The 12,623-nt window shown below is 35.2% G+C and carries 13 protein-coding genes; 3 read left to right on the forward strand and 10 right to left on the reverse strand.

The window, feature by feature from the left end:
• Positions 1-248 precede the first annotated feature (248 nt).
• Positions 249-446 carry a hypothetical protein gene (locus tag WCG23_07525; protein MEI8389721.1) on the forward strand — a complete coding sequence of 66 codons (198 nt, stop codon included), beginning with the start codon at positions 249-251 and terminating at the stop codon, positions 444-446.
• A gap of 110 nt (positions 447-556) precedes the next feature.
• Entirely contained in the window at positions 557-1,210 is a 654-nt protein-coding gene (locus WCG23_07530) for a hypothetical protein (GenBank protein ID MEI8389722.1), read from the forward strand.
• 5 nt (positions 1,211-1,215) lie between these two features.
• Here WCG23_07530 and WCG23_07535 read toward each other — a convergent pair whose 3' ends face one another.
• Positions 1,216-3,372: an amylo-alpha-1,6-glucosidase gene (locus WCG23_07535; GenBank protein MEI8389723.1), complete on the reverse strand. Its 2,157-nt coding sequence runs from the start codon at positions 3,370-3,372 to the stop codon at positions 1,216-1,218.
• Positions 3,373-3,542: 170 nt separating this feature from the next.
• Here WCG23_07535 and WCG23_07540 point away from each other — a divergent pair, with 170 nt between their 5' ends.
• Complete coding sequence (locus WCG23_07540; GenBank protein ID MEI8389724.1) at positions 3,543-3,956, forward strand: secondary thiamine-phosphate synthase enzyme YjbQ; 414 nt, start codon at positions 3,543-3,545, stop codon at positions 3,954-3,956.
• Positions 3,957-3,964: 8 nt separating this feature from the next.
• Here WCG23_07540 and WCG23_07545 read toward each other — a convergent pair whose 3' ends face one another.
• The 9 genes from WCG23_07545 to WCG23_07585 form a co-directional block, all read right to left on the reverse strand.
• On the reverse strand, positions 3,965-4,366 hold the full coding sequence (locus tag WCG23_07545; protein ID MEI8389725.1) for a biopolymer transporter ExbD: 402 nt from the start codon (positions 4,364-4,366) through the stop codon (positions 3,965-3,967).
• Positions 4,367-4,376: 10 nt separating this feature from the next.
• Complete coding sequence (locus WCG23_07550) at positions 4,377-4,883, reverse strand: biopolymer transporter ExbD (protein MEI8389726.1); 507 nt, start codon at positions 4,881-4,883, stop codon at positions 4,377-4,379.
• 14 nt (positions 4,884-4,897) lie between these two features.
• Positions 4,898-5,584 carry a MotA/TolQ/ExbB proton channel family protein gene (locus WCG23_07555; GenBank protein MEI8389727.1) on the reverse strand — a complete coding sequence of 229 codons (687 nt, stop codon included), beginning with the start codon at positions 5,582-5,584 and terminating at the stop codon, positions 4,898-4,900.
• 57 nt (positions 5,585-5,641) lie between these two features.
• Positions 5,642-6,724, reverse strand: a complete 1,083-nt coding sequence (locus tag WCG23_07560; GenBank protein MEI8389728.1) for a TonB family protein — start codon at positions 6,722-6,724, stop codon at positions 5,642-5,644.
• Positions 6,725-6,962: 238 nt separating this feature from the next.
• Entirely contained in the window at positions 6,963-7,778 is an 816-nt protein-coding gene (locus WCG23_07565; GenBank protein MEI8389729.1) for a hypothetical protein, read from the reverse strand.
• Between the two features lie 303 nt (positions 7,779-8,081).
• Complete coding sequence (locus WCG23_07570; protein ID MEI8389730.1) at positions 8,082-8,657, reverse strand: hypothetical protein; 576 nt, start codon at positions 8,655-8,657, stop codon at positions 8,082-8,084.
• A gap of 67 nt (positions 8,658-8,724) precedes the next feature.
• A complete protein-coding gene (miaB, locus tag WCG23_07575) occupies positions 8,725-10,041 on the reverse strand; it encodes a tRNA (N6-isopentenyl adenosine(37)-C2)-methylthiotransferase MiaB (protein ID MEI8389731.1) in 1,317 nt (438 codons plus the stop codon).
• Positions 10,042-10,351: 310 nt separating this feature from the next.
• Entirely contained in the window at positions 10,352-11,350 is a 999-nt protein-coding gene (locus WCG23_07580) for a GDP-mannose 4,6-dehydratase (protein MEI8389732.1), read from the reverse strand.
• Entirely contained in the window at positions 11,350-12,579 is a 1,230-nt protein-coding gene (locus WCG23_07585) for a nucleotide sugar dehydrogenase (GenBank protein MEI8389733.1), read from the reverse strand. Before WCG23_07585 ends, WCG23_07580 begins: the two co-directional genes overlap by 1 nt.
• Positions 12,580-12,623 lie beyond the last annotated feature (44 nt).

Below are 12,623 nucleotides of genomic sequence, written 5' to 3' on the forward strand. Positions count from 1 at the left end.
CTAGTGCGGGGCAATTTAAAATTAAATTTGATGGGATTAATAACGCAGTTCCAATAATTGTTTTTATACTAATAAATTTGTAACAAGATATTAATCTGTATGATATAAGACTTGAATTCGTTGCAATTTGTTCCTTTTAAGGCTTTTAACCTCAACAAATAAATATAATAAAAAAAATTTGATTAAAGTTTCCCTGAACATCTGACGAAAAATAATTTGGTAGAGATATGTGAAACAGGGAGTAAATCATGACAAATAATTCGATGCAAAGTTATTCGGCTTTTATTTATGAAGTAAAAGACAGATATATGGCTGAATGTTCAACGCTCCGTGTAGTAAGTTCGGGGATTACACCTCTTGAAGCTATAGAAAACCTTAAACAAGAAATTCACCAGACTTTTAATGATTTTGATATTCAAATAAAACCTGTTTTTGAAAGAAGATAAATTCTGAATTATGCTAATTTTTTTAATTTCTTCTCTTTCTAGCAATTTTTTTCATTTTCTGTTTTTACTATAATAGTAGAAATTTATTAAGAATTGGTAGATAAAAAATAATGAAAACAAATGCAATTAGCTTTGATGGAAATAATTCTTCTTCCAAAACAGCAAATAAAAAACCAAATAATACCAACAAGCCCTTTATTCTGGCGGGGACTGCGGCTATAGGAGCTATTAGCGGAGGAAGATATGCACTCAAAAATCCTTCCGAGTCTACTATAAAAAAAATATCCGAATTAAAACCTAATATACAAGAATATTATACAGCCTTTCTTCAGTGTTTTAATCTTAATAAGGCTGATGAGTTTCTTAAATCAAATAATATAAAAAAAGAAACACACGAAAATGTTACCAATGTTGTCAACAGTATTAATAACCTCTTGATAAAAGAAGAAGAATTAAAGCTTCTTACAAATACACCAATTAAAGAAAGAGTTAAATCCATTAAAACAGCCTTAAGTGAAGCTAATCAATCACATTTTGCTTTTTGGCAATCTTTTAATAAGTTGGGGAATTTAAAAGAGCTTAATGATATTGGTATTTTAAATTATGAAAATTATCAAAAGCTACTCCAAGCAGCAAAACAAAAAGGTAAAAATTTTTCAAAAATTATAATAAAACCAATATTAAAAGGCGCAAGTCTTGGTGCTGGAATTGGCATTTTAATAGGATTGGGAATAAATTCTTTAATAAAATCAAAAAAAGATTAATTTGTTTACTTTCTTATAATTACATCGAGTTTTCCGCGTTTTTCAGGAACAGCTATTACAAGCCCGCTGCTTGATTTGTTAAATTCCAGATCAATAAAAGACTTACCTATTCGTATATTTTTAATTTTTAAAGAATCCAGCCATTCAGGAATGACGGGGTTAAGTATTCTAAGCTTGTTGCTTTGCGCATCAGGCTCCATATTAAGCATAGATTGAATTAATAAAAACATACTGGCTGCCGCCCATGCCTGCGGGTTACAGGCAACAGGATAACTCACAGGAGGATCCAATATTCTAAATTGCCTTGAAAATCCGCAAAAAAGTTCGGGAAGCCTTTTATAATACATAAGCCGCGCTGCTTCAAACAAAGCTGTAGTGATTTTAAGAACCAAATCGAGTTTCCCTATTTTTGCAAGCCCTGTTGCGATTATACTATTATCATGAGGCCATATTGAACCGTTATGATAACTCATGGGATTATAAGAAAGACAATTCTGGCTTAATGTTCTAATGCCCCAACCGCTGAACATGTCTTTTTGAAAAAGTCTTTCCGCAACCAGTTCTGCATAATACTGATCAAGAATACCTGATTCAAGTAGGTGACCTGCGTTAGAAGTTATAACTTTAAGCTGTTTCCCGTATTTATCCAGAGCAAGGGCATAATACTGCTTATCTTCCATCCAGAACGCTTTATGAAACTTTTGTTTAAAGTCTCTTGCTTTGACTATCAATCTTTTTGATAAAGCTGTATCATCCATAAATGCTGCCAATTTTGCCATTTTTACCATTGCGGAATAAAAATATCCCTGTACTTCAACAGAAGCTATCGGGGGCTCGGCGATTTTTCCGTCTTCGTGCATGTGAGAATCCCAGGAATCTTTCCAAGATTGATTTTCCAGCCCTTTTTCACTTTTTTGCAAATAAGAAGCAAATCCTTCATACAAAGCGTAGTTTTCCATCCAGTTAAGACAAGCAAGCGCATTATTCCAAAGCTTTTCAAGCGTCTCTCTATCATCTGTCCATTTAAAATATTCATACAGCAAAATTATCCATAAAGGCGTTGCGTCAACTGTTCCATAATAAGCACTATGGGGAATTTCGTTGCTCCTTGCAAGCTCTCCAAACCTTATTTCGTGTAAAATTTTCCCCGGTTCTTCATCTCTCCAATGATTTACTTCTTTGCCCTGAAACCTTGCAAGCGTTTCCAAAACATTTTTGCCTAAATCAGGGTTAAGTATTAAAGACTGACGTGCTGCAATAATACTGTCTCTGCCAAACAAAGTGGTATACCACGGGATTCCTGCCGCTATATATTCGCCGTAAGTAGCTTTTGTAACAAGCATATTAATATCTTTATAACTTCTTTGAATCATTTCATTAAAATCTTCGTTATTTGCTTTAAAATTGGTTGTCGAATTATTCCAGTCTTTATCATCAACTATAGCCAAATCAAGCGCATCGTTAAAATCTTCTGCAAGAAACTTTTTTGGCAGATCCGCGGTAGATTTGAGATTAATTTTATATTTTATTTCCAGTTTTGACGCAGGATCAATTTTGAACTCGTATATAACTTTTCCGCCTTCTATTGATACAGGCACAGGCAAATGACCATTTACAAAACTTATTTCTGTATCCATAACAGCACCGGTTACATCAAGATATGAAAAAACAAGTTTATTATGATCGGAAGACAAAATTTCTTTTTCTCCATGCTTATCAGAAGTAATATTTCTAACTTCAAAAATATCCAGAAAATCTGCTTCAAAGAAAAATTCCAGATGAATTCCCGCTTCGAAGAAATTATAATTGGCAAGGGTTATAGTCTCGAAATAAGCCCCATAAATTATGCTTTCACGCTTAATTTGAATAGTTTCCTGAGGAATAATTCGCCCGGGGTTCAAATTATCTTTTAAATTCGCGTTTGTGCCTATTATAATAGAGGAATGTCCTGTTTCTGTCGAAGAAGACAGTACTATTGGATGTGTACCATTTATTTTGACTTCAAGACGACTCAGAAAACGAGTATCCCCAAAATATAGACCATACCCAGAATTATTTCCGCTCAAAACATTTCCGTTGGCGTCAGTTACAAGGAAGATATCATTATGCTTTATTGTCCTTCTTACGGGACTAAAATTTTCGCCTTCTATATTAACGGACATATTCTTTTCTCTCAATCTATAATTTCATTATAAATTTACAGTAAGATTTTTGATATTACACAGGTAATTATCCTTTTAGATATTTAATATTATAAAAACATATTGAAAATTTCGGCAAATCTAAAATTCAAGAATAAGATATAATAAATAAAAAATAAGGAGATAAAAAAATGAAATTTTTGACAGAATATTTATGGTTTAACACCACAAAACACAGAGAATATATCAATATCACCGCAGAAGTCGACAGAGTCCTCAAAAAAAGCGGTATAGCCGAAGGAATGATTCTTGTTTCCGCTATGCATATTACGGCAGGAGTTTATGTTAATGATGCAGAAAACGGTTTAATTCAAGACATAGACAAATGGCTGGAAGAGTTAGCCCCTTTCAAGCCTGATTACAAACATCACCATACAGGCGAAACAAACGGCGACAGCCATTTGAAAAATCTTTTAATCGGACATGAAGTAATTGTTCCCGTAACAAACGGAAAGCTTGATCTGGGAACATGGCAGCAGATTTATTATGCCGAATTTGACGGACAAAGAAGAAAAAGACTTCTTATAAAAGTTATGGGTGAATAAGTTAAAGATTAATTTTCCATTACGGAAACACTGGCAACTCCGGCAGTTTGTGCAGCGTCCATTACTTTTACGACTGCCTCATGAGTAGATTCTTGAGCTGCTTTTATGAGCAATCCGTCTTTTTTTTCTTGATAAGCCGTTTTTATTGCCTGTAATAAACTATCTGAAGAAACCGCATGGCCGTCAATAGAATACTGACCAGATTGTGCTACATCCACAGTAATTATTTTAAATTCTTTTTGTTGTTTTTCTGCTTCATGCTGGCTTGGAACAGTTAAATTCAAACCCTGCTGATCAAGCAGCGGCGCAATTACCATCATTATGATAAGCAAAACAAGAAAAATATCCGTTAAAGGCGTTATATTTATCTCTGTAAAAGCATCACGCTGTTTTCTTTTTCTGGAGCTCATGATTTATCCTTTATTGAGGAAGTTCTACAGTGTGTCTATCTTCAGGAGGTTGAGTGTTCGAACTCAAACTTTTATCAGGAGGAGTCGTTTCCAGGTCACTTTGCTGTTTTCGAGAAAGCGGTTCTCCTGCTACTGTAAGTTTTTCATAACCGGCTTCTTGAGCAGCTTTCATCACGCTCATAATATATTTTGTTTTTGTTTGACCGTCAGCTTTTACAACAACTTTTTTGTCTTTTGCCTGTGCAAGCATAGACGTAAGCTTTTCAGCCAGTTGAGTTTCATTTACAGATTCGGAATTTACATAAAATCTGGCATCTTTAGTAATGGCAACAGTTACTTCTTTTTCATCAACACTCAGCCCGCTGTTAATTGACGGCAAAATAATATTGTTATCAACTTTTTGAAACATTGGAGCAATTACCATCATTATGATTAACAACACCAAAAAGATGTCTGTCAAAGGAGTGATGTTGATTTCTGTGAATAAATCTTTTTTTCCCGAAGATTGTATAGCCATTTTAAAGTACCTTTTTATAATTTAGGAATAAATGCACCCTGAATTGCTTGTTGAGATTGTTGAGGCTGATTTTGCGCTGCAATTTCAACATCTTCATCTTTATCAACAAAACTAAGGAACAATAGCTTGATTAATTGAAAATCATCTTCATATCTTCTAACTATAGACTGGAATGAATTATATGCAATAACAGCTACAATAGCAACACCAAGACCAAATGCTGTCGCTATAAGTGCAGAACCAATACCAAGAGCTACTGCTGCGCTTTGGTTTCCTTGTGTAGCGAGATCACCAAAGGTATAAAGAATTCTTACAACTGTTGCAAACAGGCCGAGAAACGGTGCTACCCCACCTACTGTACCTAAAATTGTAAGATGTTTTTCGAGTTTTCTTACAGCAAGGCTTGTTGAAATATCAAATGACTTTTCAAAACCTTTTTTTTGTACTGCAAGAACTCTGATTCCTTCTTCTGCAACTTCTCCTACAACGCCGCCAAGTTGTGCGCTGAGGCTTTGTGCTGCATCAAGATTGTTTTTTTGCAATTCTCTTTGTAATCTCTGAATAAATTGAATTACATCTCTTTTATTTGCGTTATAAAAGGAAATTCTGTTGATTATTACCGCCACTACAAGGATTGAAGTTAAGACAATCGGTAATAATACCAGCCAGTCTTGTTGAATTGCGTTTGTCATTACGTTCATTTTATTAAACCCTCTTTCATCTGAATAAATTGTTTTTTATTAAATTAGACATAAAAATTAATAACGTGAACCTCCTACAGAGAATACATTATAGTCAAAAGTGAACTGAATATCTATATCGTTTCCCTGATATTCAGGAGGCAACGGTCTAAAAGGCGCACTCATTCTTACAGCTTCCAATGCTGCATCATCAGCTTCACCGACTGTTGAAGATTTACTAATGTTTAATCTTAATAATCTGCCGTCCCTGCTTACTTTAAAGAGAAGCACAACACGTTTACTTTCGTTTCCTCTGGGCGGATGCCAATTTCTTTTGATTCTTCTTTGAAGTTCTCTCATGTAAGGACCAAAATCAGGTTCTTTAATTGCATCTATACCGGGCGATCCGTTAGGATTTCCCGGGCCGGGATTTCCGGGGTCTCCACCTCCTACGGAATAGCCTGAACCTCTCGATCCTCTGGAACTTCCGCTTCTTCCACCGTTAGACATTAAAGGAGAAGGATCACCGCTCGGTGATGACGTTCCTATAGGTCCTGTGGTAACAGGTCCTCCCATAGGTGTAACTGCCCTTGGAGCTTTTACTCTGGGAGCCGCTATAGAAAACGGGTTGTGTGCCGTTAATCTTGGAGGAGATGCTGGCCTAGGCTGAAAAATCGGTCTTGGAGGAACTCGCGGTGTTTTAGGCGCCGGTTTTGACATTGCAGTATGACGCGGCGCAGTCCTTTGAATCGGTTTTTGTTCAGCAGCAGTACGCTGTGGCGCACTTGGTCTTGAAACAGGAGTAGGCTCAGAAATTTTCTTGGTAGGATCGTGTTTTCCACCTGCCCTGGAATTTCTGTCAGCTCGTAATCTTGTATTTTTGTTTATTGGAGGCTGTTCTTTATTGTTTACTATTACAAATTCAATATCTCTGGGTTTAATTTCCGGCTTTGGAAACAAATTAAGATTAAGCCCGAAAAATGCCAGTACAGCAATTAAAAGCCACACCAAAAAAGGTATTAAAGGATGTGCAACACCTGAAATCACAAGTGCCTTTTTAAGAGGGAAGTTTTCTTTGTCTTCTCTTAATAGAGCTGAAATTTGTTCTTTTTGTTTTTGCAGATCATCCTGATCGGTTTTATTTTCTAAAATGCTTCCCATTAAAACTTCTCGCTAATCTTGTAGAAAATGAGTTCAAACTTTTCAAGACAACAAAATTGTTTTTCAAGCCTTCACTCCCGCTTTGCGTGATTCCCCATCTGTGCTAAAATTCATTTTCGCACTATAAGTGTAAAGTTTAGCATAATATGAATTTTAATCACAATTGACCGATAGGTTAAGTAATAATATTTAAGATAATACGATGTCAGGTAATGCCCGACATCGTATTCCTTAATTTTTAATAGTTATAATTATTATAATTATTATTGTTGTTGTTAGACTGACTTCCGCTGACGGTAAGAGGCTGATCAAGTATTATGTCAACAGGCTGGCCTGCTTCCAAATAAACATCGTTTCCTTTTTGAACTCCGCTTCCCAGAAGACCTAAGCCACCGCCGACTCCGGTCATGATTGCAGTTCCTTTGCCTTTATTACCGCCTGAAACAGCGCTTCCTATCAATCCGAGAAGAGCGCCTGCACCTGCGCCAATAGCAGCATTTTTACCGGCATTCACAACGCGTCCGCCTGTAGTTCCTCCGGACAAAACACCTGTTCCGTCACTTGTAACAAGCTTTCCTGAAACAGGAACTCTTTGTCCGTTTGGAAGATTTGCATTATTAAACATAATTTTTAATTTACCGTATCCACCTGCATATCCTGCTTTTTGAGCAATAACGGCATTACCCTGAATACTTGTTCCCGCAGGAAGAACAGCTACTCCATTAAAATAATAAGGCTGATTCAAAGTAAATACTACAGGATCACCGGCTGTTAAGTACTGAGTGCTTATTGCGGTTGTCGGTGCAACACCGTTTATAACGCTTCCTGCCGGAACGGTTGTAACACTACCCTGTAAAGGAGGTAAATTATAACCATTCTGATAATTATTTTGGGACTGGCCTGAATATCCGGGATTATAGTTATAACCGGAATTTACTTTTTTATTTATTGGTTTTACGTAATTGTAATTTTGTGCAAACGCAGGGCTGATTACCGAAGCAAGTACCAAGCAAGCTAAACTTTGTGCTGTTAAAGATTTTAATCCTCTTTTCATAAAATTCTCCTTTTCAATTCTTATTGTTCTTTTAAAACTTTTTCTTTCAACAGTCTTTCTACATAATATTACGATTTATCTTTGTAAATGGTTCAATTTCATCATAATATTTTTATAAATTTCAATTTTATTATGCCTATTTTAATAGTTTAAGTATAGCTTAAAGTCAAAATTTCGTACAAGAGTTTTACACTAATTCACGTGATAAATTTGTTATTAAGCATAAATATATTTAAACATGTTTTTCTATAATTTTTCAAATTTTAGTTGAATTTTTATAAATATCAGATCCTGATTAAATTTTTATAAATTTGATTCAGGCTTAATTGCAAGATCATTGTCAAGGACTATTATAAATTCTGTTCCGGCAGAAATAATTTTTTCTTTCCCCATTGCTCTTGATCCTGATTCAATAAGTTGTACAATTACGCCTGTAGTTTCTGTATAATGCGGAATTTTTCTGTAAGAAACTCTTCTGGTAATTTCTCCGCCTATGATTCCTCGTCCGTCAAAACTCCAAACATGAGCAGAAATATCTGTTCCCCATCCGTCCGGTAATTCAAGATATTCAAAGTTTATCTGAACAAATCCGTTCTTTCCTTCCCTCGCTTTTTGAGATTGGAGAACCTGACCGATTAACAATGATTTTTTAGGAATATAAGTAATTTCACCGATTTTTACATCAAAAGGTATAAGCAGATAAACTTTATCGCCAATTTTGCTGTTAAGCGATGAAAGCCTGTTTTGCAACACTCCTTTTAACAAAGTTCCTGCCGGAAATACCGCATCGCCTGAATGAGAATTTTTTTGACATAATCCGGCTGAATTAAGCGAAAAAACTAAAAACAAAACCGCAAAAATATATTTAAAAGCTTTCATTTTGCATATTACCTGTTAAATTTACTCTAATAAAAATATACTTTTATTTTTAAATTAGTCAATCAAATTAAAGCTTGATTCTTCCTTTTAAACACCATATAGAAGCTTCTGTGATTTCAACATCAACATGTTTTCCGATTAATTCCTTTGAACCTTTGAAATGTGTAAGTTTGCCGTTTCTTGTCCGCCCGCTAAGACGTGTGCCGTCGCTTTCTTCTTTAAAATTATCGGGAAGCACTTCCAAAATCCTACCCACGTACTTCTCATTTGATTTAACGGTCGCTTCTTTTGTTTTATCAAAAAGGATATTAAGTCTGCGTTTTTTTTCTTCATAAGCAATTTGCTCTTTCCAAACAGCTGCGGGAGTTTGTTTTCTCGGCGAGTATGCTGCCGTATTGCACTGATCAAAAACAACTTCGTCTATTATAGAAAGTGTTTCATTAAACTGCTCTTCTGTTTCTCCCGGAAACCCCGCTATAAAATCAGAGGTTATTGCAACATCAGGAATTTCTTTTTTTATTTTGTTAACCAGCACCAAAAATTCTTCTCTGGTGTAAGGTCTTTTCATTTTGGCAAGAACCTCCGTGCTTCCCGACTGCATCGGAAGATGGAAAAATTCGCAGACTTTCTCAAGGTTTTTGACGGTATAAATAAGTTCATCAGTGATATCCGAAGGATGAGAAGTCATAAACCTGATTCTCAAGAGCCCATCAAGTCCGTTTAATTCCCTTAAAAGGCTGGAAAGATTAATTTGGGGGTTCTCAAAATCCTTCCCGTAAGAGTCTACAGTTTGACCGAGCAGAGTAATTTCTTTATATCCCTGACTGATAATCTCTTTTGCCTCACGAATTATATCTTCAGACGGTCTGCTCCTTTGCCTTCCTCTTGTATAAGGTACAACGCAGTAAGTACAAAAATAATCACACCCTTCAATGATAGGAAGCCACGCTGAAAGCCCTTCCTGTCTTCGAGAATAAAAATTTTCTTCTGTTTGATAAGGAGTTTTAAGTATTGAGCAGACTTTATCTTTTTCAGAAAGCTGATTTATAAGTTTTGGAAGTTCTTCTATATTATGCGTCCCGAAAATCAAATCCACCTGCGGTGATCTTTTAAAGATTTTTTCTTTTGTTTGCTGCGCAATGCAGCCGCATACAGCTATTTTGACATTAGGATTAGCTTTTTTAAATTTTTTCCAGATGCCAAGATGGCTAAAAGCTTTGTTTTCAGAAGCTTCTCTTATGCTACATGTGTTCATTATGAGCAAATCTGCCTCTTCTCTCAAAGTAGTTTCTTTATACCCTTGTGTTTCGAGAATGCCTAGGATTTTTTCCGAGTCCGACTTGTTCATCTGACAGCCGAGTGTTTCTATATAGACCTTTTTCATTATTATTTTATTACTCTTACCAACCAATATTCAGCAATAAAATTATAGCTTAACCATATTTATACTCAAATTTTTTAAGAGACTCTTATGTTAAAAACATATTATAGCCTTTCACGTTCTTTAACTTCAATTACCAATTAATTTTCTTATTGTCATGTTGAGCAAAGCGAAACATCTGTTCCTTTTGGGTTTTAAGCTTAAATGCATTTTTGGACAGATTCTTCGGACTAAAGCCCTCAGAATGACAATACCGGTATTCATATGGATTTTGACTATCTGGGAGATTCACGTTATTTAGAGTATTTTTTGACTATACCCCGTAAAATTCCCTATACCATTTAACAAACTCGTGAACACCGTCTTCGATTTTTGTTTGAGGCTTATAACCATAATCTTTCATTAATTTTGAACTGTCTGCCCAGGATTTTTCGATCTCTGCCGGCTGAATAGGCACAAAATTAATTATCGCTTTTTTCCCCAACTCTTTTTCAATACACTCTATATAATACATTAAATCTACCGGTGAATTATTACCGATATTGTATATTTTGAAAGGAGCCACAGCACTTTTATCATTGTCATTTTCTTCTGCAATAACAGGAACTTCGCCCAAAGCTGTTAAAACAACTCCTTTTGCAATATCTTCAACATAAGTAAAATCACGCTTCATTTTACCAAAATTATGTACGTTTATAGGTTTACCTTCGATTATATTTTTAACAAAAATAAACAACGCCATATCAGGTCTGCCCCAGGGGCCATAACAATTAAAAAATCTTAATCCTGTTATAGGGATTGAAAAAAGATGAGAATAAGAATGTGCCATCATTTCATTTGCTTTTTTTGTCGCACCATAAAGACTCAAAGGGTGATTACAAGAATCTTTTTCACTTTGCGGCATTATTTTAGAACCGCCGTATACAGAAGCAGTAGAAGCAAAAACAAGATGTTGTACATCATTATCCCTGCAACCTTCAAGTATATTAAGAAATCCTGTAATATTTGAGTCAACATACGCCTGCGGCTTTTTTAAACTATAAGTAACACCTGCCTGAGCAGCAAGATTTATAACTCTTTGAGGTTTATGTTCTCTAAAAACCCTATCGATATTAATTTTATCAGCTAAATTAATTCTTTCTTCTTTAAAATTTTCAAAAGCTTTTAACTTATTTAAACGGGCTTCTTTAAGATTAACATCGTAATAGTCATTTACGTTGTCAATTCCTATAACAGCATGACCCTCTTCAAGCAATTGTTTTGCGACAAAATACCCGATAAATCCTGCTGTTCCCGTAACAAGAATTTTCATTAAAGTCTCCATAAAATTATATTTTCAGGCTTTTGTGTTTTATCAAGTATACCCTTAATATCGGCGACAATTGCCGTCTTTTTTAAATCAATAAATTCCTCTATTAAACTCCACCCTTTAATTTTATATTCATCATGGGCAACCGCTAAAACAATAATATCCGATTTTTCAAGACTTGATTGCGGCAAAAACGGGTCATGAGTTTGCACTTTATAGCCCCACTCTTTAAATTCCCTGATTATATCGTAAGATTTTGAATTTCTTGTATCAGGAACATTTTCTTTGAAAGTTAAACCAAAAACAGTTACAGTACCTTGAATTTTGTTGTTTATAGCCTGTTTAATAATATTTTGTGCGATCCAGCCGCCCATATTATCGTTAATTTTTCTGCCCGAAAGTATAACTTCTGATTTATATCCGAGCTGTTCTGCTTTGTATGTTAAATAGTAAGGGTCTACACCAATGCAATGACCTCCGACAAGTCCGGGTTGAAAGTTTAAAAAATTCCACTTGGTCGAGGCTGCTTCCAAAACTTCTTTTGTATCGATGTCCATTTTTTTAAAGATAATTGCAAGTTCATTCATAAAAGCAATGTTAATATCTCTCTGAGTATTTTCAATAACTTTTGCAGCTTCAGCAACTTTAATAGAACTCGCTTTATAGATTCCGGCTTTCACAACACTCTGATACTGGGATGCCACAATCTCTAAAGCCTCATCAGACGAAGCCGACACAACTTTTTTTATGGTTTCAAAACGATTATTTTTATCACCGGGATTAATTCTTTCAGGGCTAAATCCCGCTTCGAAATCCTGTTTGAATTTCAGGTTTGATATTTCTTCCAAAATCGGCACACAAACATCTTCTGTGCAGCCGGGATAAACTGTAGACTCGTAAACAACAATGTCACCTTTTTTCAAGACAGTTGCTACGGTTTTTGTGGCGCTAATCAATGGCGTTAAGTCAGGCGTATTCATTTTATCAACAGGAGTCGGCACGCAGATTATATAAAAATCAGCATTTTTTATGGCTTCAATATCATCGGTAAAATTAACTCTTGAAGTTTTGAGTTCGCTTGATTCAACTTCATTAGTACTGTCAAAACCCTGTTTTAATTCGTTAATTCTATTTTTGTTAATGTCAAATCCGATTACTTCTGTAACTTTGCCAAAGGCAACCGCAACAGGTAAGCCTACATATCCTAATCCTATAACTGAAATCTTTTTCATAGTTCAAATTGTACCATATTTTCTTTTTCAAGAACACCAAAAAC

Source organism: bacterium (genome assembly GCA_037147175.1).
GTDB lineage: Bacteria > Cyanobacteriota > Vampirovibrionia > Gastranaerophilales > UBA9971 > UBA9971.